At 72.3% G+C, this 22489-nt stretch carries 22 protein-coding genes; 13 read left to right on the top strand and 9 right to left on the bottom strand.

Going from position 1 to position 22489, the window contains the following annotated elements; genetic code table 11:
* Positions 1 to 8: 8 nt before the first annotated feature.
* Positions 9 to 635, top strand: a complete 627-nt coding sequence (locus tag AB0G16_RS29900) for an ATP-dependent Clp protease proteolytic subunit (protein WP_362812261.1) — start codon at positions 9 to 11, stop codon at positions 633 to 635.
* A complete protein-coding gene (locus AB0G16_RS29895; protein ID WP_362812258.1) occupies positions 632 to 1234 on the top strand; it encodes an ATP-dependent Clp protease proteolytic subunit in 603 nt (200 codons plus the stop codon). Before AB0G16_RS29900 ends, AB0G16_RS29895 begins: the two co-directional genes overlap by 4 nt.
* A gap of 15 nt (positions 1235 to 1249) precedes the next feature.
* Here AB0G16_RS29895 and AB0G16_RS29890 read toward each other — a convergent pair whose 3' ends face one another.
* The 3 genes from AB0G16_RS29890 to AB0G16_RS29880 form a co-directional block, all read right to left on the bottom strand.
* Positions 1250 to 1606 (bottom strand): helix-turn-helix transcriptional regulator, encoded by a 357-nt coding sequence (locus tag AB0G16_RS29890; RefSeq protein ID WP_362812255.1) that lies wholly within the window; start codon positions 1604 to 1606, stop codon positions 1250 to 1252.
* A 101-nt stretch (positions 1607 to 1707) separates the two neighbouring features.
* On the bottom strand, positions 1708 to 2544 hold the full coding sequence (locus AB0G16_RS29885; RefSeq protein WP_362812251.1) for an MBL fold metallo-hydrolase: 837 nt from the start codon (positions 2542 to 2544) through the stop codon (positions 1708 to 1710).
* Positions 2545 to 2764: 220 nt separating this feature from the next.
* Positions 2765 to 3742, bottom strand: a complete 978-nt coding sequence (locus AB0G16_RS29880; protein WP_362812248.1) for a WYL domain-containing protein — start codon at positions 3740 to 3742, stop codon at positions 2765 to 2767.
* Between the two features lie 137 nt (positions 3743 to 3879).
* On the opposite strand from AB0G16_RS29880, the gene AB0G16_RS29875 reads away from it, so the two are divergent.
* On the top strand, positions 3880 to 4275 hold the full coding sequence (locus AB0G16_RS29875) for a RidA family protein (protein ID WP_362812308.1): 396 nt from the start codon (positions 3880 to 3882) through the stop codon (positions 4273 to 4275).
* A 52-nt stretch (positions 4276 to 4327) separates the two neighbouring features.
* Here the strand turns inward: AB0G16_RS29875 and AB0G16_RS29870 are convergent, their stop codons facing one another.
* Together AB0G16_RS29870 and AB0G16_RS29865 are read right to left on the bottom strand one after the other, a co-directional pair.
* On the bottom strand, positions 4328 to 5047 hold the full coding sequence (locus tag AB0G16_RS29870) for an ABC transporter permease (RefSeq protein WP_362812245.1): 720 nt from the start codon (positions 5045 to 5047) through the stop codon (positions 4328 to 4330).
* Positions 5048 to 5086: 39 nt separating this feature from the next.
* A complete protein-coding gene (locus tag AB0G16_RS29865; protein WP_362812242.1) occupies positions 5087 to 5971 on the bottom strand; it encodes an ABC transporter ATP-binding protein in 885 nt (294 codons plus the stop codon).
* Between the two features lie 349 nt (positions 5972 to 6320).
* On the opposite strand from AB0G16_RS29865, the gene AB0G16_RS29860 reads away from it, so the two are divergent.
* Positions 6321 to 8030 (top strand): hypothetical protein, encoded by a 1710-nt coding sequence (locus tag AB0G16_RS29860; protein ID WP_362812239.1) that lies wholly within the window; start codon positions 6321 to 6323, stop codon positions 8028 to 8030.
* A 96-nt stretch (positions 8031 to 8126) separates the two neighbouring features.
* Here the strand turns inward: AB0G16_RS29860 and AB0G16_RS29855 are convergent, their stop codons facing one another.
* Positions 8127 to 8879 carry a hypothetical protein gene (locus tag AB0G16_RS29855; RefSeq protein WP_362812236.1) on the bottom strand — a complete coding sequence of 251 codons (753 nt, stop codon included), beginning with the start codon at positions 8877 to 8879 and terminating at the stop codon, positions 8127 to 8129.
* Positions 8880 to 9178: 299 nt separating this feature from the next.
* Here AB0G16_RS29855 and AB0G16_RS29850 point away from each other — a divergent pair, with 299 nt between their 5' ends.
* Entirely contained in the window at positions 9179 to 9715 is a 537-nt protein-coding gene (locus AB0G16_RS29850; RefSeq protein WP_362812233.1) for a YceI family protein, read from the top strand.
* A 33-nt stretch (positions 9716 to 9748) separates the two neighbouring features.
* On the opposite strand, the gene AB0G16_RS29845 is transcribed toward AB0G16_RS29850, so the two are convergent.
* Positions 9749 to 11596, bottom strand: coding sequence for a hypothetical protein (locus tag AB0G16_RS29845; RefSeq protein ID WP_362812229.1), 1848 nt, complete (start codon positions 11594 to 11596; stop codon positions 9749 to 9751).
* A gap of 881 nt (positions 11597 to 12477) precedes the next feature.
* On the opposite strand from AB0G16_RS29845, the gene AB0G16_RS29840 reads away from it, so the two are divergent.
* The 6 genes from AB0G16_RS29840 (at position 12478) to AB0G16_RS29815 (ending at position 19460) form a co-directional block, all read left to right on the top strand.
* A complete protein-coding gene (locus tag AB0G16_RS29840; protein WP_362812226.1) occupies positions 12478 to 14028 on the top strand; it encodes a polysaccharide lyase family 1 protein in 1551 nt (516 codons plus the stop codon).
* Between the two features lie 243 nt (positions 14029 to 14271).
* Positions 14272 to 15045 carry an AraC family transcriptional regulator gene (locus AB0G16_RS29835; protein WP_362812223.1) on the top strand — a complete coding sequence of 258 codons (774 nt, stop codon included), beginning with the start codon at positions 14272 to 14274 and terminating at the stop codon, positions 15043 to 15045.
* A 264-nt stretch (positions 15046 to 15309) separates the two neighbouring features.
* Entirely contained in the window at positions 15310 to 16374 is a 1065-nt protein-coding gene (locus tag AB0G16_RS29830; RefSeq protein ID WP_362812220.1) for an iron-siderophore ABC transporter substrate-binding protein, read from the top strand.
* On the top strand, positions 16371 to 17414 hold the full coding sequence (locus tag AB0G16_RS29825; RefSeq protein WP_362812217.1) for an iron ABC transporter permease: 1044 nt from the start codon (positions 16371 to 16373) through the stop codon (positions 17412 to 17414). The genes AB0G16_RS29830 and AB0G16_RS29825 overlap by 4 nt, the downstream gene beginning before the upstream one ends.
* A gap of 118 nt (positions 17415 to 17532) precedes the next feature.
* Positions 17533 to 18546 (top strand): iron ABC transporter permease, encoded by a 1014-nt coding sequence (locus AB0G16_RS29820; RefSeq protein ID WP_362812305.1) that lies wholly within the window; start codon positions 17533 to 17535, stop codon positions 18544 to 18546.
* Entirely contained in the window at positions 18543 to 19460 is a 918-nt protein-coding gene (locus AB0G16_RS29815) for an ABC transporter ATP-binding protein (protein WP_362812214.1), read from the top strand. The genes AB0G16_RS29820 and AB0G16_RS29815 overlap by 4 nt, the downstream gene beginning before the upstream one ends.
* A 12-nt stretch (positions 19461 to 19472) precedes the next feature.
* Here AB0G16_RS29815 and AB0G16_RS29810 read toward each other — a convergent pair whose 3' ends face one another.
* Positions 19473 to 19916: a thioesterase family protein gene (locus AB0G16_RS29810; RefSeq protein ID WP_362812211.1), complete on the bottom strand. Its 444-nt coding sequence runs from the start codon at positions 19914 to 19916 to the stop codon at positions 19473 to 19475.
* A complete protein-coding gene (locus AB0G16_RS29805; RefSeq protein ID WP_362812208.1) occupies positions 19913 to 20551 on the bottom strand; it encodes a helix-turn-helix domain-containing protein in 639 nt (212 codons plus the stop codon). The genes AB0G16_RS29810 and AB0G16_RS29805 overlap by 4 nt, the downstream gene beginning before the upstream one ends.
* Positions 20552 to 20748: 197 nt before the next feature.
* Here AB0G16_RS29805 and AB0G16_RS29800 point away from each other — a divergent pair, with 197 nt between their 5' ends.
* Both AB0G16_RS29800 and AB0G16_RS29795 read left to right on the top strand, forming a co-directional pair.
* On the top strand, positions 20749 to 21117 hold the full coding sequence (locus AB0G16_RS29800; protein ID WP_362812205.1) for a YciI family protein: 369 nt from the start codon (positions 20749 to 20751) through the stop codon (positions 21115 to 21117).
* Complete coding sequence (locus AB0G16_RS29795) at positions 21104 to 22432, top strand: sigma-70 family RNA polymerase sigma factor (RefSeq protein ID WP_362812202.1); 1329 nt, start codon at positions 21104 to 21106, stop codon at positions 22430 to 22432. The genes AB0G16_RS29800 and AB0G16_RS29795 overlap by 14 nt, the downstream gene beginning before the upstream one ends.
* The last annotated feature ends 57 nt before the right edge of the window (positions 22433 to 22489 follow it).

Genomic DNA, 22489 nt, shown 5'->3' with positions numbered 1-22489 from the left:
ATTGACGCATGGGTGAAGAATCGAAATCTCCGCTGTTCGACGCGCGGGTGAGACGTCAGCTCTACGACGGGCGTGTTCTCGTTCTCGACGGCCCTCTCGACGACGACAACGGGACATTGCTCGCCACGCAACTGGTGGCGCTGGCCACGCAGGACGCGTCGGCCGATATCGCACTGTGGATTCACTCCCCGGGCGGCTCCGTGCCGTCGATGCTCGCGATCCGCGACATCATCCGGCTCATTCCCTGTGACGTCTCGACCCTCGTTCTGGGAATCGCCTACAGCGCCGGGCAGTTCCTGTTGTCGTCGGGCACCCGGGGGAAGCGCCGTGCCCTGCCGCACGCGCGTGTCCTGATGCACCAGGGCTCGGCCGGGATCGGCGGCACCGCGGTCGACATCGAACTGCAGGCCGACGACCTGCGGCACACCCGTGACACGGTGCTCGGTCTCATCGCCGAGGACACGGGTCAGCCCGTGGGGCGCATATTCGAGGATTCCCTGCACGACCGCTGGTACACGGCCCAGGAGGCGCTGGACTACGGCTTCATAGACGCGATCGTCCAGAACTTCGACGAGATAGCGCCGCAGGACCGCCCGCGGCTCGGATTCGGCGTCACCGAAGGAGCCGGCCGATGAGCACGTACACCATTCCCAATGTCATCGCCCAGAATCCCCGTGGCGAGCGGATCATGGATGTCTACTCGCATCTTCTCACCGAGCGGATCGTCTATCTGGGGACCGCGATCGACGCGGGCGTCGCGAACGCGCTCGTCGCGCAGTTCATTTTCCTGGAGTCGGAGAACCCCGACGGCGCCATACAGTTCTACATCAACTGTGAGGGCGGGGACCCGAGTGCGATGCTCGCGATATACGACACCATGCGCTACATCCGCCCGCGGGTCGAGACGACCTGTGTCGGACAGGCCGTCGCGGTGGGCGCCGTTCTTCTCGCCGCGGGGGCCGAGGGGAAACGTGCCGCTCTCCCGCACGCGCGGGTGATCCTGCACCAGCCGGCCGCTCAGGGGCGCGGGACGATCCCCGACCTCATCCTGCAGGCCGACGAGGTCGTCCGTGTCCGGGCGGACATCGAGCGCATCCTGTCACGGCACACGGGCCAGACCGTCGAGACCCTGCGCGCCGACACCGACCACGATCGCGTGTTCACCGCGACCGCGGCCCTGGAGTACGGGCTCCTCGATCAGATCATCGAGGAGAACTCACCGGCTCGCCGATGATCCCGGCGGGCCGCGCTAGGCGGCCAGGGCGTACGCCGCCGAGCAGGTGGCGCCCCCCGGCGTGCCGCCCCGGGCGGACCGCAGGCTCTCGGCGACGCCAAGGGTCAGATCGACCAGGGTGACGTCCAGCGCGCCGGCGACCGCGGCGATCATCTCGCTCGACGGCTCCTTGACGCCCCGCTCCATCTCGGAGAGGTACTGCGGCGAGACGCCGGCGCGGCGCGCCGTCTCGCTCAGCTTCTCGCCCCGCTCGTGGCGAAGACCTCTGAGGCGCTCACCGAGCGCGTGGCGCCACAGCGGCTCGCGAGCCGGGGGCGACGTGGGATCGGTCCGATCGGTCGCCGGACGGAGCGGCGGGACAGAGGAGGCCATACCTCACCATAGATAGACGGTGCTTTCGCGTCTCGCCGGCTTCGCGTAGAGCGGAACCGTTCCCGTCTCCTCCGTCCCGGCGGCGTGCCGCCCGCCGATCGTCAGGCGGGCGTCCCGTCGCGTCCGCCTCCTCGGGCGAGGCGCCGGGCCTGCCCGTCGTGCACGTCGCTCACCCACTCCCAGCCGGGTCTGGCCGACGGGCCGATCCGCGGGTCGTCGGGATCACGGTCCTCGCGCAGGGCGAGCACGTACGCCCGGTCCCGCTCGATCCGTGCGCGGACCTGGTCGGCTCCGCCGGCCGACCCGTGTCCGGGGACGACGACCTCGACGTCGCCCGCCACGTCCTCCAGCAGCCGCAGCGCCGCGAGGTAGTCCTCGATCGGGTCGGCGGTGCCGTCCAGGTCGAGCATCGGGACCAGGACGTCGGAGAGCATGTCGCCGGCGACGAGAACCCCGCGTTCCTCGACGAGCAGCGCCGCGTGGCCCGGCGCGTGCGCCCGGTGCTCGATGATCCGGACGTGGGGGCCGTCCCAGGGGATCCGCGTCGTCCCGGCGGGCAGGGCGGTGAGGAGGCCGAACAGGTCCAGCGGGACCTGCCCGGCGATCTCGGTCTCGAGCAGGTGGGCGGCGATGTCGGCCTTCGCGTTCGGGTCGGAGAGCTGATCCTGGGCGGCGGCCGCGCAGCGGGCCGTGCCGTAGCGGGGGGCCGTGCCGAGCCGGGGGTGCCAGAGCAGGTGATCCCAGTCCGGATGCGTGGAGAAGCCCGCCGCGACGGTCCTGCCCGCGTCGGTCAGGTCGTTCGCGATGCAGGCCATCTCGTGGTCCCGCACCCCGGGGTCGACGAGCAGCACGCCGTCCCGGCCGTGCACGACGACGGCGTTGCTCTGGCAGAACGCGCTCTCGTGGACCAGCACGCCCTCCGCGACCTGTCTCAGCACGGGTGGCTCCTTCCGCTTGTGGTTCGCAACCGCTTGCCGAGACCGTAGTATCCAGTGGTGGTGAATTGCAAGCACTACGGGTGAAGTGCATGGGTCGCGACCGGGACGCCGGTGGACACCGTCGCCGAGGGGCCGGGTGATCGCTGGAGCCCGCTCGTCCCTGCCCGGGCGCTCGAGGCCGAACGCCGTCACCTGATCCCGGACGTCCTTCGGGTGAGCCTCAGAACGGCGTTCCGTAGCGGGTGGCGATCGCGACGGCGCGGTCGCGCAGGCAGTCGCGCAACCACCGCGGGGCCAGTGCCTCGGCGTCCGTGGCGAACCGCCACAGCGCCCATTCGGCGTGTCTGGGATCCTGGAAGGTCACCTCCAGCCGAAGCCGGCCGTCCGGGTCGGTCTCCTCGGAGAGGACGGCCAGCGCGGTGCCCACCAGCTCCTCCCGCCGCGCCGGGTCCACCCTCACCAGCACGGTGACCTGGGCGTCGCCGCCGGTCCGGAACCGCGTGCCGCGCTCCCGCCAGGCCCGGTCCAGATCGACCCGCTCCGGCCGCTGCGCGGGTTCGGCGAGCTCCTCGGCGGCCAGGACCCGGGACAGCCGGTAGGTGCGGTCCGCGCCCGACCTGGTGGCCAGCAGGTAGCCCTGGTCGCGTACGGTGACCAGGCCGATCGGGTCCACCGTGCGCCACTTCGGGGTCTGGCCCACGGCCGCGTAGTGGATGCGCAGCCTGCGCCCGGCGAACACCGCGCGCAGGACCTCGGACACCACGGCGTCGGGCACCTCCTCGGCGACCAGCCGGCGCGAGAGCAGGTCGGTCTGCGGATCGATGAGCAGCCGCTCTGCCGCGCCGGCCGCGGTGTCCCGATAGCTCTCCGGCAGCGCGTCGACCACCTTGAGCATCGCCGAGGCGAGCGCCGAGCCGAGGCCGAACGCCTGAGCGCCGCGCCGCGACCCGGCGACCAGCAGGGCGAGGGCCTCATCGTGGGTCAGCCCGGTGAGCTCGGTCCGGAAACCGGGCAGCAGCGCGAAACCGCCGTGCCGGCCGCGTTCGGCGTAGACCGGGACACCGGCCGCGGACAGCGCCTCGACGTCGCGCAGCACGGTGCGGGTGGACACCTCCAGCTCGCGGGCCAGCGCGGTCGCGGACATCCGGCCGTGCCGCCGCAGCAGCAGCACCAGCGAGACCAGCCGGTCGGCGCGCATACGGAAACTATGCCAGGAATACACGACACAGGATGTCGTGATTCGCCGAGAGGCTTGCCACCACGACGAACGAGACGGCGGCCACCGGGCCGCCGGACGTACGCGATGACGACGAGTCGAATGGAGCCGGTATGGCGATGGAGCGAACGGCGGTCAACCCGTGGACGTGGTCGGCGCGGCTGGGGTACGACCAGGGGGAGATCGTCTCCGGGCACACCCGGACCCTGTACTGCGCCGGGCAGACCGCGATGAGCGGCGACGGCGAGCCACGGCACGCCGGTGACATGGCGGCGCAACTGGCGCTGAGCCTCGACAACCTGGAGGCCGTGCTCGGCGAGGCCGGCATGTCCCTCTCGAACCTCGTCCGGCTCAACGTCTACGCCACCGACGTCGACCGGCTCATCGAGCACTACGGCGTGCTGGCCTCGCGACTGGCCGCCGCCAGGGTGAGGCCGCCTGCCACGATGCTCGGGGTGACACGGCTGGCGATCCCCGACCTGATGGTCGAGCTGGAGGGGACCGCCGTCGCGTGACGCGACCTCGCCGCCTCCGGGGGACCTCCGGGGGCGGCGACGAGCGGAGCCGTCATCGGCGCGGTTCCCAGCGGAAGATCCTGGTGGCCAGGGCGACGGAGACGACGACCCAGCTCAGGGTGGGCGCCAGGAGGATCAGGGAGTCCGCGACGGGAACGCCGCCGTTCCAGGCGTTGACGACCAGTTCGGTGGCCGAGCCGCCGGGAAGCAGCCGCTTGAGCAGGGTGAGCTCCCCGGTGCCGGTGATCCCCACCCAGCCGGACACGGCGATGGTGCCGAGGGCGATGGGCAGGGTGGTCACCTGGGCGTGTTCGGGGGAGTTCGTCAGTCCCGCCGTGGCCAGTCCCAGGCCGATCATCATGATCACCATTGAGAGGACGGCCGCCGTCAGGAGGAGGACGTTGTCCGGCCGGCCGGTGACCGCGGCCAGCACGGCCAGGATCACGGTCACCTGGACCAGCGAGATGACGGTGATCGGCAGGAGCAGCCCGGCGAGGATGGTGGCGTCGCCCGCCGCGGTGGAGCGCAGCCGCTTGAGGAACAGGTTCTGCCGGCGTGCGGCCAGGGTGGTGACCACGGTGGTGTAGAGCCCGAACGCCCCGACGGTGAACATCACCGTCGCCGCGACGTATCCGAGGCCGGCCAGAGCCGCGAAGACCTCGTGCCGGTGGACGAAGAACGCGCTGACCACGACGGGTATGACGAGACCGGTGACCAGGACCAGCCGGTTCCGGAAGATCTGGACCAGCTCGCTGAGAGCGACCGAGAGCATGAAGAAGATCCTTTTCCGTGAGAGGTTCCCGGGAGCGCCCTAGTCGCTGCCGATGGCGCGGAAGACGTCGTCGAGCCGGGTCGGCCCGGCCTGGAGCTCCCGCAACTCCACCGCGTGCTCGTGCGCCCAGCCGAGCAGGGCGCGCAGGTCCTCCTGGACGCCGAAGGTCTTGACGAGGAACGTCCCGTCACCCTCGCGCGTGGCCAGCGGCGGCGGCGGCGGCGCGGAGGGCGCGAGGGAGAAGCGGATGGTGGACGGCAGCATCCGCGTCAGCTCGGAGACGGTGCCCTCCCGGTGGAAGGCGCCGTCGTGCATGAGACCGACGCGGTCGGCGCGCTGTTGCGCCTCCTCCAGGTAGTGCGTGGTGAGAACGACGGTGCAGCCGTCCTCGCGCAGCCTGTCCACGGCGTCCCACAGGTCGTCCCGGGACTGGACGTCCAGGCCGGTGGTGGGCTCGTCCAGGAAGATCAGCTCAGGCGTTCCGTAGACGGCGGTGGCGAAGTCCAGGCGCCGTTTCTCGCCGCCGGAGAGCTGGGAGACCTTGGTGGCGGCCTTGCGGGTGAGGTTCACGACGCCGAGCACGCGTTCGACCGTGTCGGTGCGCCGGGTGAGTCCCCCGATCAGCCGGATCGACTCCCTCACCGTCAGGTCCGGGGAGAAGCCGCTCTCCTGCAGCATGATCCCCGTCCTGGGGCGCACGGCACGCCGGTCGCGGGGGTCGTGTCCGAAGACCCGAACGGTGCCCGAGGTGGCCGTGCGGTGGCCTTCGACGGTCTCCAGGGTCGAGGTCTTGCCCGCCCCGTTCGTGCCGAGCAGCGCGTAGAGCTCCCCGGGCCGTACCTGGAAGGACAGGTCCCTGACGGCGTGGAAGTCGCCGTAGGTGAGGTTCAGGCGTTCGACGTCGATGACCGGTGTTGAGGACATGCGTCGATCCCATCAGCCACCGCGCCGGCCGGGCAGTGCGACCACGTCACGACCTCGCCGTGACGTTTCCCGGCCGGCCGTGTGACGTGGTGTCAGGGTCGCGGCCGGTTCGTCGCCGCGCACACGGGCGGATCCCGCGGCCCGGCCCGGCCGGGCCGCGGGATCCGCCCGTCGTCGCCGTCACAGCGCGATGGGGCCGAGATCGGCGGCCGTCCGGGCCGGTCGTCGCGCGAGAGACCGGGGCATCGGAGCGAAAACGACCAGGAATACGTCGATCGGCCATTTCCCGAGAAACCCCGCTGAATTCCCGTAAAGGCATTGATCGGCCGCACTACGATCATGCCTCATTGTGCGCATCCACCGTTCGGCGGTTTCCGCCTACCTGGTCCTCACCCTTGGTTCGGTCCTCCTCGGCCTGGTGCTCGGCACCGCGACACCCGCGTGGCTGGTCACCATGTGGGACCTGCCCGGCGAGAGCGTCGGGAGGTCTCCGCTGTTGCCGCTGCTGGGCGGGTTGCTGCTGCTCGGGCTGGTGAACTCCTGGATGCTGTGGCAGGTCCTGCGGGGACCCGCGCCCACGGCGGTGCCGGTGCGCCGGGCGGCCACGTGGCTGCGGCGGCTGCTGTACGCCACCGTGGTGTGGCTGCTGATCCCCTTCTCCCTCCCGGAGGCGGTGGAGACGGTCATCGGGCCGGCGCTCTGGGTGCCCGCGCTGGTGCTGTTCACGGTGGTGCTCACCGGCGTGGGCCGGCTCTTCCGGTCGGTCCTGCTCCTGCTGGGGCTGGCGGGAGCGGCCGGATCGCTCGCGATCGGCCTGATGGACGATTGGGCGTTCCGGTTCGCCATGAGCCGGGCCGCGTGGGCGGCCGTCATGGTCGCGGGGGTGGCCACGGTCGTCGTGATGGTGATGCTCCTGCTCGCCCAGCGGCGCGACGGGCGCTGGAGCCGGGCGACGCTCCTCGTCGGGGCGGCCACGTTCGCGAGCACGTTCCTGGTCGAGCTGGTGGACGCGCTGACGAGCGGCGGCCCGATCGAGTCGATCACCGGGGCGATGGACGTGTTCTTCGTCGTCTGGCTGGCGCGCACGGCGCACGAGCTGAACCGCGAGCCGAGGCGGAAGGCGCCCCTGCGGATCCCCGCGGTGGTCGCGGCCCTGGCCGTCGTTCTCCCGCTGATGGCCATCGGTCCCGAGGGCCGTCCGCATCTCACCTACACGTGGCAGAGCTGGCAGGGCGACGCGCTCGCGGGATGGCAGGACGACGCGCTCGCGGAACGGCGGGACGACGGCCCCGGGTGCCCGGTCTCGTGGGCACCGCCACGTGTCGCGGACACCCCGGCACACGAGCGCGAGCGGGCCTATCTCTGCACCGTGACGAAACCCGACCGGCATGTCTCGGACCAGGAACTGCTCGCCAAGGGCCGGGACGCGTGCGCCAGGTTCACGGCGGGGGAACCGGTCAAGGCCCGGCCCGCGCTGCTCGCGCTGCTCTGCCCGGAGGCGATCGGGCGCAGGCATCCGGACCTGTTGCTGTCGTCCGCCCAGATCGACCGGCGGCGGGCGGAGAAAGAGGAGGTCCAGCGCGAACGGCTGGCGCGCGAGGCGCGTGAGGAGGACGCCCTGTGCCGTGACCCGTGGCCCGCGCTGCGCACCCGGTTCCAGGCGACCGCGTCCTACTACGACTGGGACAGCCGGCCCTACGGCATCCACGACGCGGACGCGGAGACCGGGGAGGACGCCGAGGCGATCTGGAACAGGGACCCGATCGGCGTCCTGGAGACCAGTGGCCGGCTGGCCCTGATCTTCACTCCCTCCCAGGACCAGGCGACCTGCGTCACGGCGAAGGCGTTGAGCTCCGCGCCGCCACCCCTGCGACGCAAGGGCTGGGACGAGGTGGTGGAGGCGGACGTCGTCAGCGAGTCGGGTCGCCTGGTGATGCAGAGGCTGTCGGCGAGCGGGGTGCGCTTCCCCGATCTCGCGCGCGGCGGCCCGGGCACCTACCGGCTGCGCCTGTACACGCGCCCGGGCGTGGATCTCGTTCTCGTCCACCCGGCCGGGTGAGCGGCACGGCGACGGCCGGTCGACCACGCCCGGCTCCGGGCCGCACGCCGAGCCGGCCGACCCGATGACGGCCGAGCGCCGGACCTGCCGATCACGTCAGTGAGGCGGGCGCTGGGCGTGACCGTGGGCGGCCTCGGAGGCACTGCAACTGCTCTCCCCGGGCATCGCCTGGACACGGGAGGGGTACCAGACCTCGACGCCCTGCTCGCGGACACGGGCGAACAGGCACACCCCCGGACGCTCGCGCAGCGCGACACCGATGACGCCGCCGATCTCGGCCACGTCCTTGCCGATGCGGTCGTCGAGGTCCAGGCGGTCGACCGTCTCCCGGGCGGCCGCCAGGTCGGGAGTCCTCGGCAGGCGCGTCCTGAGCCACTCGAAGGCGGTGTCCGGAATCGACGCCGGGGAGCGGAAGGGGCGCGGTTCGCCCGCCGGGCAGTGGACCTCGCCCACGCCGGTGTCGGAGTAGGAGACCGAGATCTCGAAGCACACGTACGCCGGCGGGCGGGGATCCGGCCCCGCGCCGGGATCGGCCTTGTGGGCACGGGTCGCCTCGTTCACCGGTCGCGGCGGGCCGTCCGCGTCGGCCCGCCCGGCGGCGCGGATCCTCACCAGGACACGTCCCCGGTCGGTGGCGCTGAACCTGGTGCCCTTCACCGAGTAGACGTCGACGTCCTCGTCGCGGGAGAGCACCCAGCCGATGTCCTCGGCGTTCCAGCCGAGGCCGCGGCCGAGCTCCCCGGCGATCCGGTCGGCGTGGGCGCGGGCGGCCCGTACGGCGGGATCGTCCTCGGCGCAGGCACCGAGGGCGAGGGGAGCGGCCAGGAGCAACGGGAGGAGTCGGCGCACTCCTCCTTGCTACCTCACCCCGGCGGCACGGCCGGTCCGCGTGTCCGGAAGGTGATGTCGCGTTCGGGAACGAACCGGCCGCGACGTGGGCCCGAGCCCGTCCCGGCCGGCGGCCCGCCGGGTGACACGCTCGATCGAAGGGTGCACCTAGCCACACCCTGGTGTGCGCGTAGCCCGATTCCGGCGGTGCGCCGGCTTTCTTACCGTTGTCTCCGAGGGCGAGAGGCGTTCGCGGACGCTCCTTCGGCCGTGTGACGGTGCCACCGTGCCGTCCACCATCAACGGGAGGAACGGTCGGCATGACGAAGAACTCAGAGGTCGCACAGAGGCGCGAGCTCTCCCCGGGCGTGTACCGGATAGATCCGGGCGCGACGACGGTCCGGTTCACGACCCGTGCGGTGTTCGGCCTGCTGCCCGTGCGGGGTTCCTTCGCCGTCGACCACGGCCGGATCCTGATCGCCGAGAACATCGAGGAGTCCACGGTGGACGCGGTGATCCGGGCGGCCGGCTTCGAGAGCGGCAACCGGCAGCGCGACGAGCACGTCCGGTCCTCGGACTACCTCGGCGCCGCCGAGTACCCCGAGATCGTCTTCCGGAGCCAGGAGGTCAGGCGATCCGCCGAGGGTGACGGCGTGCGGGGGGCGCTGACCGTGCGCGGCGTGACCCGGCCGACGGTCCTGGCCCTCGGCCCCGTCACCGTCGACGATCGGTGCCTGCGGGCCCGGGCCACGACCCGGATCGACAGGTACGCCTTCGGCCTGACGAGGGCGAAGGGCATGACGGGCCGCTACCTCGACATCACCCTCGACATCACCGCCTTCCCGGTCGGGGCATAGGGAGCGGCTTCGGCGCGGGCGCCCGGCGAGGCGTCAGCGTCCGGAGCCCTCGGCGACCCTCGGCAGGTCCCGCCAGGACGCGCCCGGGGGCGGGGCGGACGCGCAGACGACGTAGTGGTGCGGGGCCATGGCCGACATGCGGCCGGGCAGCAGGCTCATGCAGGCGGAGTGCAGCGCCCGCGGGGTGGTCCCGGCCGACGTGAAGCACACCAGCCGGTGCCCGAGCCGCTCGTCGGCCTCGGCGACGACGGCCGTTTCCGCGACGGCGGCCGTCTCGGCGGCGGAGGTCGCCTCAGGGGTGAGGGACGCCTCGGCGCGGGTCAGCAGCGCGAGCGCGTCCGCCGTCAGGCGTTCGACCTCGGGGAGGTGGACCCAGCAGCCGTCGATCGGCAGCCAGCCGTCGTCCCGGGGGACCGGGACGACGCCGGTGAGCGAGGTCAGCTCGGCGAGCGGCACGTCCCGGTCGCCCGCCGCGATGAGCAGCCGGGCGATCCCCTCGCCGAGGGCGAGCGTGTCGGCGCGGGGCAGGCAGCGCGGGTCGGCCCACAGGGTGACGTCGAGCTCACCGTGCAGCCGGTGGACCCAGAGCGAGGTGCGCGTGGGCAGGACGGCCGGCGGCAGCCAGACCGAGCGGACGTCCTCGCCGTCGCGACCGGCCCGCACGCCCCTGCCGGGGGCGCTCATGTCGTTGAACACGACGTCCCGGGCGAAGAAGACGCCGCGCTCCCGCTGGACGTCCTCCATGATCCGGATCAGGGCGGCCGCGTCGAACCGGCTGTTCCGGTACGCGCTCATCGCGGCCGAGCGCGCGCCGCGCAACACGGCGTCGAAGCCGTCCCCGCCGGTCTCCGGAGGGACCTCCACGGGGATCAGCGCGTCCTGGGCGAGCGGCCCGACGTACTCGCGCAGCTCGGGCCGGAACCGGTTCGCCGAGATGGACAGCACGACGACCGTCCGCATGCCGGCCCGCGTGCCGGCGAGTACCGCCAGGGCGGCGAGCACCGTCGCCGACGGGCTCGTCCCGGTACGCGCGGAGATCCGCTCCAGCGCCCCGGCCGCCGGGACCGAGCGCACGCGCAACCGGGGGAGCAGCCAGTCCGTCTCGCCGTCCACCGGGACCGTCAGCGTGGAGCGGGGTACCCGGCGCAGGTGCCCCTCCCAGTGGTGGAGCGCCGACTCGGCCCGCCGCAGGCCGGCCGGGGTGCGTTCGGCCGCCGCGACGTCGAGCGGCTGCGGCGCGGTGACCGGCGTGAGCGGCTTGCCCAGGAGGAGCTCGTCCCACTCGGTGAGCACCACGGCCAGTCCGGCCGCGTCCATGGCGCTGTGCGTGGTCACCAGGACGACCTGCCGCGGCACGCCGCCGGAGGTGATCACGGCGACCCGGAGGGGGATCTCCGTCTCCAGCGCGAAGCGCGTCCCCTGCAGGCGCCGCGCCACCTCCTCTGCGAGGTGGGCGTCGTGCCCGGCGAGGACCTCGCCCGTGTCGTGCCGGGTGGGGGCCTCACCGGTGCCGTGCCGGGCGGGGCTCTCACCGGTGTGTTGCCCGGCGGGGGTCTCGCCGGTGTGGTGCCCGGGAGCCTCGCCGGCGTGGTGCCCGGCGGGGGTGTCACCGGTGTCGTGGACCTCGACGGCCACCTCTCCGGCGGCCAGGACCCGCTGGAGGCCGTCGTGGAAGGTCGTCCGCAGGGACTCGTGCCGGGTCACCAGCCGGACCACGGCCTCGGTGATCACGGCGAGCGTCGTGCCCGGCTGGAGGGTCCGTACGGCACGGTAGTTCATGTGCTCCGGCGGGTCGGTGAGCATGCAGCGGACCATGTTGGCCTGGCCCGTGGTCAGCGGGCCGTGGCGCGTCGTCAGGCCGGAGAAGCGGGCGGTGCTCACGAGGTGTTCCTTCGCCGGGTGCCGGTCCGTGTCCGCCCACCGCGCCCCGGGCACGGATCCTCGCCGCCGGGGACGTGCGAGAGCGGTTGTGCCACGGGAGGCCGCCGGACCGGAAGTCCATTATTGGAAAGTTTGCTTACAGTTTCGAGGGTGACGTCAGTGAATCACGCTCGCGGGAGACGCGACAAGCCCCTGCTCCTCACGTTCCTTTTGCTTGTTCGCCGCTCCGGTCCCATGGATCGCCGGCGGGTTCCCGGCGACGGCGGGAATGTCGTCGGCGTCTCGTCGAGATGATCCACTTCGCTTTGCGGCTCTTAAGGGCGTGTGTGCGGATTCGTCGGGATTTCCCTCCTCGCCATTGACACGTTTTGACAGCGGCCGCTAAGGTCCAGTTGTTGGGAAAGCGCTTTCCGTCAGCGTCGTCAGAGAAGAGCTTTCCGGCGTACGGCTCTCGCCGTCCCCTCTCGCCGGGGTGGCGGCACGTCGTACCGCTTGGCCGATCCCCGCGTCGCCCCGCGCGGATTCGCGACCTCTACCCGGTCCAAGGGAGGTCCACCATGGACAGACCCCAGCCTTCCCGCCCCGCCGTCCCACGTCCGGTCCGGCCACGCCCGCCCGCGGTGACCACGTGACGCGCGACGACCTCTTCCCCGGCCCCGGCCCCGGTCTCGCCCTCATGCCCGCGACGCCGGCTCCGCCCCTGCCGCCCCTGCCGCCCCGCCGGTGATCCGGGCTCCACGCGCCCCCGAGCCCGCGGCGAACCCGATGACGTGGCCCCCGCGGCATCCCAGAGCACACAGAAGAGCGCACGCAGAAGAACACGCACAGAAGAAGCACCGAGAAGAACGCACCCGGTATTCGAGAACGAAGGTGAGACCAGGATGAGACGAGCAGTCGCATTGCGGCTTCAGGCGGCGCTGGCCACGGTGTCGGTCGCGGCCGTGGCCGGTGTGGCCCTGCCGGCGCTCCAGGCGTCGGCGGCGGTCGGCAACGCCACCGGCTTCGCGAGCGTCAACGGCGGCACCACCGGTGGCGCGGGCGGGCAGACGGTGCGGGCCACCACGGGGACCGCGATCCACGCGGCCCTGTGCGGCCGGGCCAGCAGCAGCACCCCGATCACCATCCAGGTCGAGGGGACCATCAACCACGGCAACACGACCAAGGTGTCGGGTTCGAGCTGCAACACCGCCGCCGGCGTGATCGAGCTCAAGCAGATCAGCAACGTGACGATCATCGGGGTCGGCGCCGGGGCGGTCTTCGACCAGCTCGGCATCCACATCCGCGACTCCAGCAACATCATCATCCAGAACGTCACCGTCCGGAACGTCAAGAAGTCGGGCTCGCCCACGTCCAACGGCGGCGACGCCATCGGGATGGAGAGCACCGTCCGCAACGTCTGGGTCGACCACGTCACCCTGGAGGCCTCGGGCGGCGAGTCGGAGGGGTTCGACGGCCTCTTCGACATGAAGGACAACGTCCAGTACGTGACCCTGTCCTACAGCACCCTGCGCAACTCCGGCCGTGGCGGGCTCATCGGGTCCAGCGAGAGCGACCGCTCGAACGGCTTCGTGACGTTCCACCACAACCTCTACGAGAACCTCGACTCCCGTACGCCCCTGCTGCGCGGCGGCGTCGCCCACATCTACAACAACTCCTACGTGAACCTTCGCGAGTCCGGCATCAACTCCCGGGCCGGGGCGCGCGCCAAGGTGGAGAACAACTACTTCAAGGACTCCAAGGACGTCCTGGGGACCTTCTACACCAGCGAGGCCGGTTACTGGCAGGTCGCCGGGAACATCTTCGACAACGTGACCTGGTCCGCCCCCGGCAGCGACAACGCCCCGGCCGGCCCCAACCCGCAGTCCAACACCACCGTCAGCGTCCCGTACTCCTACAGCCTCGACGGGGCGAGCTGCGTGCCGAACATCGTCCGCCAGACGGCGGGCGCCAACAAGGGCCTGCAGGTGTCGAACGGCAGCTGCTCGCCCACGACGCCCACCCCCACCCCCACCCCGACGGTGACGCCGACCGTCACGCCCACCCCCACCCCCACGGTGACCCCGCCGCCCACCGGGACCAACCTCAGCATCGGCGCGGGCTCCGACGGCTCCAGCAAGGCGAGCGGGACGAGCTACGGCAACGTGCGGGACGGCAACCTGAGCACCTACTGGTCGCCGGCCGGCGCGACCGGTGACATCTCGATCAAGTGGAGCTCAGCCAAGTCGGTGTCCAGGGCCGTCATCCGTGAGGCCTCGGGGTCCAGCATCGGGTCCTGGCAGCTCCTCAACGGCAGCACCGGCGCCGTGCTGAAGTCCGGCAGCGGAGCGGGCACCATCACCTTCTCCCCGACCTCGCTGACCAAGCTCACCTTCAAGATCACCGGCTCGTCCGGCACGCCGAGGGTCGCCGAGTTCGAGACCTACACCGGATAGCGGACCGGTTCCGCCGTCCGTCACCGATCATCCGGACGTGAGAGGAAAGGGAGCGGGGGCCGCCGGACCGGCGGCCCCCGCTCCCTGCCGTTCCGGGCGATCAGGCACGAAGAGGGACGCGGCACTAGGGTGGGGGGATGCCGCTCGCGTCCTGTCGCGCCGACCGCGTCCTCCCGTGACCCCGGTCGTGTTCCCCCGTGACCTCCGGCCCCGCCCTTCCGTGACCGCCGGCCGCGTCCTCCCGTGACCAGGGAGACCCGCACGCTGCCCGCCCTCGCGGCGGGGCCGGTCGAGATGCCGTTCGTGATCCTGGGCTGGAGCGAGACCATCGCCCACGACACCACCTGGAACGAGCACTCCCACCCCTTCCACGAACTGCTCTGGAACGAGCGGGGCGCTTCCACGGCCGTGGTGGGGGCGCGGGCCTGGACGGTCACCCCCACCCTGGGCCTGTGGATGCCCGCGGGCACGCTGCACTCCGGCTCGGCGATCGTGGGGACCTGCTGCCGGGCCAACTTCTTCGGCTTCGGCACCATGACCTCGATCTCTCCCACGCCCGTCGGCGTCGAGATCACCCCGCTGCTGCGGCTGCTGCTGGAGCGGCTCGCCGACACGGACCTGTCCCCCGGATCGCGGGCGGTGACGGAGGCGATGGTGCTCGACGTGCTCACCCCCTCCTCACGCGAGCTGCTGCTGAACGTGCCCACCTCCGACCTGCTGCGCCCGATCGTCGAGGCGCTCCGCGCCGACCCGGGTGATCTCCGGACGCTGGCGGACTGGGCGTCCCACCTCGGCGTGAGCGCCCGTACGATCACCCGCGCCTTCAACGCGGAGACGGGGACCAGCTTCGCGCGCTGGGTCGCGGCGGTGCGCGCCCAGCACGCGGTCGCGCTCCTCACCCGGGGATGGGAGGTCGACCTCGTGGCCGAGGAGGTCGGCTACCGCTCGGCGAGCGCGTTCGGCGCGGCCTTCCGCCGGACGACCGGGCTGACCCCGGGAGCGTTCCGGGCGCGCTGAGGCTCCGGACGGCGGGGCCGCTCCGTGTGTGCGCGCGCCGCCGTAGAGGCCGTCTCGCGGCTCCGATGTCCCGATCGCGATATCGGCTGTCTCAAAAGCTTCATTGCGACAAGTCGGTCATTTCTCCTAAGGTGCCTCAAAGGTAAGCCTTACCTAACTAGATCAAACTGTGCGGAAGTACGGTGCACCGCTCCACGGACGCGTCCCGCGATCCGGACGGGTGAGGGCCGGCGCCAGTGGAGATTCCTGAAAGTGGAGTACGGATTGAAGCGTCCACGTAGCCTTCGCATCCTCGCCGTCGCGGCCGTCCTGCTGGGCATCGCGGGCTGCGGCGGCCAGACGGAGACCCCGGCCGGGAGCGCGAGCGCGAGCACCGCCCCGAGCACCAGCGCGAGCAGCGACTCCGGCGCCTTCCCCCTGACGATCGAGCACGCGCTGGGGACGACCACCATCCCGGCGAAGCCGCAGCGGGTGGCCACGGTCAACTGGGCCAACCACGAGGCGCCGCTGGCCCTCGGCGTCGTCCCGGTCGGCATGGCCGCCGCGAACTTCGGCGACGACGACAAGGACGGGCTCCTGCCCTGGGTGAAGAAGCGCCTGGAGGAGCTCAACGCCAAGACGCCCGTCCTGTTCGACGAGACCGACGGCATCGACTTCGAGGCCGTCGCCGACACGAAGCCGGACGTGATCCTGGCCGCCTACTCGGGCCTGACCAAGCAGGACTACGAGACGCTGAGCACGATCGCCCCGGTGGTGGCCTACCCGAAGGCCGCGTGGGCGACCCCGTGGCGCGAGATCATCCAGCTGAACAGCAAGGCGATCGGCCTCGCCGCCGAGGGCGACAGGCTCATCGGTGACATCGAGGGCGACATCGCCGAGGTCGCCGCGAAGTACCCGCAGCTCAAGGGCAAGTCGGCGATGTTCATGACGCACGTCGACCCCAACGACGTGAGCGAGGTCGGCTTCTACACCACGCACGACACCCGCACGCTGTTCTTCGAGGACCTCGGGCTGACGATCCCCGGCAGCATCACCAAGGCGTCCGAGGGCACGGACAAGTTCGCCCTGACGCGGAGCGCCGAGCAGATCGACCTGTTCGACGACGTCGACATCATCACCGGGTACGGCGACGCGAAGGGCGAACTGCTCGCGAAGATCCGCAAGGACCCGCTGCTGTCGAAGATCCCCGCCGTCAAGCGCGGCTCGGTGTACCTGCTGCCCGACAGCACGCCCCTGGGCACCGCCGCGAACCCGACCCCGCTGTCGATCTCCTGGGTGCTGGAGGACTACGCCAAGGCGCTCGCCGAGGCCGCGGACAAGGTCAGTTGACACCGGTCGACACCGGTCGCGCGCCGGACGCCGTCCTCGTACGGCGTCCGGCGCGTGTCCGCGTCCTGTGGCTGCTCGTCGTGCTCCTGGTGCTGGCCGCGCTCACGGTGGCCTCCGTCGCCCTGGGCTCCCGCGACGTCACCTGGTCCGACGTCTGGACCGCCCTCGGCGGCGCGGACGGCTCCATCGAACAGGCGGCGGTCGTCAAGCGGGTGCCGCGTACCCTGCTCGCGATCGTCGTCGGCGCCGCGCTCGGCCTCTCCGGAGCGGTCATGCAGGGCGTGACCCGCAACCCGCTGGCCGACCCGGGCATCCTGGGCGTCAACATGGGCGCGTCGCTCTTCGTCGTCAGCGCCGTCGCGTTCTTCGGGCTCACCTCGCCGGTCGGGTACGTCTGGGTCGCGATGGCCGGGGCCGCCGTCTCGGCCGTGTTCGTCTACACCGTCGGTTCCCTCGGGCGCGGCGGGGCCACACCCCTGAAGCTCGCGCTCGCCGGCGCCGCCACGTCGGCGGCCTTCGCGTCCCTGGTCAGCGCCGTCGTCCTGCCCCGCAACGACATCGCCGGGGCCTTCCGGCTCTGGCAGATCGGCGGGGTCGGCGGCGCGTCCTACGAGCGCATCGGGCAGATCCTGCCGTTCCTCGCCGTCGGCTTCGCCGTGTGCCTGCTGTCGGCGCGGGCGCTGAACTCGCTCGCCCTGGGCGACGAGATCGCGGCCGGGCTGGGTGAGCGCGTCGTCCTCATCCGGGCCACGGCGGCCCTCGGCGCCGTCGTCCTGTGCGGCGCGTCCACGGCCGTCGCCGGGCCGATCGCCTTCGTCGGGCTCGTCGTCCCGCACGCGTGCCGCATGCTGGTCGGCGTCGACCACCGCTGGCTGCTGCCGTTCTCGGCCCTGGTCGGCGCGTCGCTGCTCACCGCGGCCGACGTCGTCGGCCGCGTGGTGGCGCGCCCGCAGGACATCGAGGTGGGCATCGTCACGGCGCTGATCGGCGCCCCGTTCTTCATCCACATCGTCCGCAGTCAGAAGGTGCGTGACCTGTGAGCGAGCGTAGCGAGCGAGCCGCCGGACACGGTGGCGTCGCGCCCACGGCTCCGGCGGAGGGGAAGCCGTGAGCGCCCCCGCCCCCGTTCCTGCCGCCGTCCGGACGCCCGTCGCCCGGATGGTCGCCCAGGGCCGGCGTCGCCGCGCCTCCCGCCGCCGCGTCGTCGTCATGACCCTGGCGGTACTCGTCGTCGCCGGGTTCCTCGTGACCCTGATGGCCGGGCAGACGTTCTACCCGCTCGGCGACGTGGTCCGCGTCGTCCTCGGCGAGCAGGTCCCCGGCGCGTCCTTCACGGTCGGGCGGCTCCGGCTGCCGCGGGCCGTCCTCGCCGTGGCGGCGGGGCTCTGCTTCGGGCTGGGCGGCGTCACCTTCCAGACGATGCTCCGCAACCCGCTGGCCAGTCCCGACATCATCGGCATCAGCTGGGCGGCGAGCGCCGCGGCGGCCATCGCGATCGTGTCGCTGTCCCTGGAGCGGGCCCAGGTGTCGTTCCTCGCCATCGTCTCCGCCCTCGCCGTGGCGCTGCTGGTGTACACCCTGGCGTTCCGGGACGGGGTCGTCGGCACGCGGCTCATCCTGATCGGCATCGGGATCGCCGCCATGCTGGAGAGCATCACCTCCTACGTCCTGTCCCAGGCCGCCGACTGGGACCTGCAGGAGGCCCTGCGCTGGCTGACCGGCAGTCTCAACGGCACGGCCTGGGAGCAGGTCGTGCCCGTCGTCGTCGCGCTGGCCGTCCTCGCGCCCGTCCTGCTGTCGCAGGGGCGTGACCTGTCGGCGATGCAGCTCGGCGACGACACCGCCTCCGCCCTCGGGGTCCGCGTCGAACGCACCCGCATCACGGTGATCGTCGCCGCCGTCGGCCTGATCGCCTTCGCCACGTCGGCGGCGGGGCCGATCGCGTTCGTGGCGTTCCTGTCCGGGCCCATCGCGGCCCGCCTCGTCGGCGCGAACGGCTCCCTGCTCGTGCCCGCCGGGCTCGTCGGCGCCCTCCTGGTCCTCGTCGCCGACTTCACCGGCCAGTTCGCGTTCGACATCCGCTACCCGGTCGGCGTCGTCACCGGGGTCCTCGGCGCGCCGTACCTCGTCTACCTGATCGTCCGCACCCATCGGGCCGGAGGCTCGCTGTGACCACGTCCCACTCCCTCGCGGCCGAGGGCCTCACGCTCGGCTACGGCGACCGCGTCGTCGTCGAGTCCCTCGACCTGACCGTGCCGCCCGGTGAGATCACGGTCGTCGTCGGCGCGAACGCCTCCGGCAAGTCGACGCTCCTGCGCTCCCTGTCGCGGCTGCTGCGGCCCCGCGAGGGCCGTGTCGTCCTGGACGGCAGGCAGGTGCACCGCATGCCCGCCAAGGAACTGGCCCGCACGCTCGGGCTGCTGCCCCAGTCGCCGGTCGCGCCCGAGGGCATCACCGTGCTCGACCTCGTCGGCCGTGGCCGCCATCCCCACCAGGGGATCTTCTCCCGGTGGAACGACGGGGACGACGCCGCGGTGGCGGCCGCCCTGGAGGCCACCCGGACGACGGACCTGGCCGACCGCGCGGTCGACGAGCTGTCCGGCGGCCAGCGCCAGCGGGTCTGGATCGCCATGGCACTGGCCCAGCAGACCGACCTGCTCCTGCTGGACGAGCCCACCACCTTCCTCGACGCCAGCCACCAGATCGACGTCCTGGACCTGCTGACCGACCTGAACCGCACGCGCGGCACCACCATCGTGATGGTCCTGCACGACCTCAACCTCGCGGCCCGCTACGCCGACCACCTCATCGCCCTGGCCGAGGGGCGCCTGCACGCCTCCGGCACCCCGGAGGAGGTCCTCACCGAGGACGTGGTCCGCGCCGTCTTCGGTCTCGACAGCCGCATCATCGCCGACCCCGTCTCCGGCCGCCCCCTGATGCTCCCCATCGGCCGCCACCACATCCGGCCACGACCCGCCCCGCCCACGGATCCCACGGGTGTCGCGGAGCCCACGGAGTCCGCGAGCTCCGCGAGCTCCGCGAGCTCCGCGGGCTCCGCGGGTCCGACCGGCTCCGCGCAGCGGTGACCCGGCGGGACCTCAGCGGGCCGCCGCCGCCGTACGGCGGAGCAGGGAGCCGGCGGCGGCGCGCAGCTCGTCGCTGAACGGCGCGGGCCGCAACGTGGCCGGGTCCAGGTTGACGTTGACGCGGTAGCCCTCGGCGTGCACCACGGCGCGGTCGGCCGACAGCACGCGGAAGCCGTACACGCCGCTGCTGCGGCCCAGGCGGTCGATCCAGAAGTGCACCAGCGGCTCGCCCGCCCCGGCGATGGGAACGTGGTAGGTCACCTTGAACTCGCGTACGGCCAGGAAGACGTCCCTGAACGCCGACCGGGCCGGGTCGGGCGCCCAGCCCAGGCGTCGCCAGTACGCGCTGATCGCCCGCTCGACCAGCAGGGAGTAGCGGGAGTTGTGCAGCAGGCCCATGGCGTCGAGGTCGTCGAAATGCACCTGGACCGGTTCGTGGACACCGTCGTCGATCATGGTCGGTCCTCCGGGAGAAGTGAGGGGTCCGGGCAGAGCGCGCGCAGGCGCTGCAGCACGGCACGGCGACCGTGGACGAAGGCGGCCGGCCCGTCGTGCAGGCGCGAGTGGAGGACGATCATCTCCCCGAGCGCGTCGATCTCGTACGCGAGCTGGGCCGGGTCCACGCTTCCGGCCAGCTCGCCCAGCTCCACCGCCTCGGTCACCTGCCGCCGGATGAACCCCAGCCAGTCGTGCAGGGCCCGTGAGACACGGTCGCGCACCGCCCCGGGCCGGTCGTCGAACTCGGCCTGCACGCTGAAGAAGAAGCACCCGCCGGGCAGCACGCCGTCGCTGTAGAACCGCAGCCGCGCCTCGTGCAACGCGAACAGTCGCCGCACCCCGGCGGGAGCCTCCAGCGCCGGGGCCACCACCGCCTCGGTCCACTGCCGGACGGCCCATTCCACCGCGTCGAGCTGCAGCTCCTCTTTGTCCTGCCAATGGGAGAAAAATCCGGACTTGCTGGTGCCGGTCGCCGTGGCGAGCCGTCCCAGGGAGAGCCCGTTCAGCCCCTCGACCGAGGCCAGGCTCACCGCCTGCTCCAGGATCGCCTCCCGGCTGCGCAGCCCGCGCAGTCGTCGCCCGTCGGTCGTCATGGAGGCACACTATATTAACGACCGATCGTTTGTATATCTGCCGAGCGTATCCGGCGACCGTCCCCGCTGGGGCAGAATCGGGGCAGGACGAGCGGGCCGGCCCCTCCGGGAGGCGGCGTCGGTCCGGTGACGAGGATGACGAAGATGACGAGGACGACGAGGACGAGGACGACGAGGACGAGGACGGGGACCCCGCGGTGAGATACCTGATGCTGATCTACGGCAACGAGGAGATCTGGAACAGCCTGGGGCCGGAGGAGCTGGCGCGGCTGATCGACGAGGTCGACGGTTTCAACGCCGCGCTGCGCGAGTCCGGAGAGCTGATCGACTCCGAGGGGCTGGTCGCCCGGCCGCGGTCGGTCCGGCCGGTGCCGGGCGACGTGGTCGTCACCGACGGCCCCTACATCGAGGCGAAGGAGTACGTCGGCTCCTACTTCGTGGTCGAGGTCGACGACGAGCGGCGGGCCCTGGAGATCGCCAGGTCCTATCCCGGGCTGCGTCACGGCGTGGGCGGCCTGGAGGTGTGGCCGCTGATGGAGCGTGGCTGGGCGAGTGCCGAAACCTGACGGTCCGGTGGGGGAGCCGCGGGCGACCGGCGATCCGGCCGGGGCGGCGCCGGGCTCCGACGACCCGGTCGAGAGGCCGCCGGGTGCCGACGACCCCGTCGAGGAGCTGCTGAGGTCGCTGGCCTCCCGGGTGCTCGGTTCGCTCGTGCGCCGCTACGGCGACTTCGCCCGGTGCGAGGACGCGACGCAGGAGGCGCTGATCACCGCGGCGGGCGCCTGGCCGCGTGACGGCGTCCCGGCCCGTCCGCTGGGGTGGCTCGTGACGGTCGCCGCGAACCGCTACATCGACCAGGTCCGCTCCGACGGCGCCAGGGAGCGCCGCGAGCGGGCCGCCCTCGACGCCACGCCGCGCGACGCGCTGGTCGCGCCGCCGCCGGACGCCGAGGAGACCCGCGACGACCTGCTGGAGCTGCTGTTCCTGTGCTGCCACCCGGCGCTGACCGTCGCGTCGCAGATGGCGCTCACGCTGCGGGCGGTCGCCGGGCTGACCACCGGTGAGGTGGCCGCGTCATTCCTGGTGCCCGAGAAGACGATGGGACAGCGGATCTCACGGGCCAAGCAGCGCCTGCGCGAGGCCGGGGCGCGCTTCGAGGCGCCCACGGACCCCGAGCACGGGCCACGGCTGCGGGTCGTGCTGCACGTGCTGTACCTCGTGTTCAACGAGGGCTACAGCGCCAGCGCCGGCTCACGATTGCGCCGGCCCGAACTGACCCGGCAGGCCCTGCATCTCGTACGACGGCTGCACGCGCGGCTCCCCGGGTCCGGCGAGACCGCGGGCCTGCTGGCGCTGATGCTGCTGACCGAGGCCCGCGCCGCGGCGCGTACGGGCCCCGACGGCGTGCTGGTACCGCTGGCGGAGCAGGACCGGTCCCGCTGGGACGCCGCCGCCGTCGCCGAGGGGACCGAGCTCGTCGCCCGCACGCTGGCGACCGGGCCGATCGGGCCGTACCAGGTGCAGGCGGCCATCGCGGCGGTGCACGACGAGGCGCCGTCGGCCGAGGACACCGACTGGCGGCAGATCCTGGGGCTGTACGAGATCCTGGAGCGCCTGGAGCCCAACCCCGTCACCACCCTCAACCGGGCGGTCGCGCTGGCGATGGTGCGCGGGCCGCGAGCCGGGCTGGCCCTGCTGGACGGGCTGGAGTCCGGGGCGCTCGCCGGTCACCACCGGCTGCTGGCGGTCCGCGCCCACCTGCTCGACCGGGACGGCCGGGCCGCCGAGGCCGCCGAGGCCTACCGGGAGGCCGCGCGCCTGGCCGGCAGCCGGCCCGAGCGGCGGTTCCTCCTGGGGCGAGCCGCCCGCTGCGCGGGGTGAGTCGTGATTTCCGGCGCGGGCGTGTAGAAATCCCGTCCGCGGCTCCGTTCCCTCCCC

It is taken from the genome of Streptosporangium sp. NPDC023615, from assembly GCF_040640155.1.
Taxonomy (GTDB): Bacteria; Actinomycetota; Actinomycetes; order Streptosporangiales; family Streptosporangiaceae; genus Streptosporangium.
This window is presented reverse-complemented; position numbering and strand designations above follow the sequence as displayed.

Excerpts from the sequence above, each read along its gene's own strand:
- AB0G16_RS29900 (WP_362812261.1), top strand. The coding sequence starts at position 9 with ATGGGTGAAGAATCGAAATCTCCGCTGTTCGACGCGCGGGTGAGACGT.
- AB0G16_RS29895 (WP_362812258.1), top strand. The coding sequence starts at position 632 with ATGAGCACGTACACCATTCCCAATGTCATCGCCCAGAATCCCCGTGGC.
- AB0G16_RS29890 (WP_362812255.1), bottom strand. The coding sequence starts at position 1,606 with ATGGCCTCCTCTGTCCCGCCGCTCCGTCCGGCGACCGATCGGACCGAT.
- AB0G16_RS29880 (WP_362812248.1), bottom strand. The coding sequence starts at position 3,742 with ATGCGCGCCGACCGGCTGGTCTCGCTGGTGCTGCTGCTGCGGCGGCAC.
- AB0G16_RS29875 (WP_362812308.1), top strand. The coding sequence starts at position 3,880 with ATGGAGCGAACGGCGGTCAACCCGTGGACGTGGTCGGCGCGGCTGGGG.
- AB0G16_RS29870 (WP_362812245.1), bottom strand. The coding sequence starts at position 5,047 with ATGCTCTCGGTCGCTCTCAGCGAGCTGGTCCAGATCTTCCGGAACCGG.
- AB0G16_RS29865 (WP_362812242.1), bottom strand. The coding sequence starts at position 5,971 with ATGTCCTCAACACCGGTCATCGACGTCGAACGCCTGAACCTCACCTAC.
- AB0G16_RS29850 (WP_362812233.1), top strand. The coding sequence starts at position 9,179 with ATGACGAAGAACTCAGAGGTCGCACAGAGGCGCGAGCTCTCCCCGGGC.
- AB0G16_RS29840 (WP_362812226.1), top strand. The coding sequence starts at position 12,478 with ATGAGACGAGCAGTCGCATTGCGGCTTCAGGCGGCGCTGGCCACGGTG.
- AB0G16_RS29820 (WP_362812305.1), top strand. The coding sequence starts at position 17,533 with ATGGTCGCCCAGGGCCGGCGTCGCCGCGCCTCCCGCCGCCGCGTCGTC.
- AB0G16_RS29810 (WP_362812211.1), bottom strand. The coding sequence starts at position 19,916 with ATGATCGACGACGGTGTCCACGAACCGGTCCAGGTGCATTTCGACGAC.
- AB0G16_RS29805 (WP_362812208.1), bottom strand. The coding sequence starts at position 20,551 with ATGACGACCGACGGGCGACGACTGCGCGGGCTGCGCAGCCGGGAGGCG.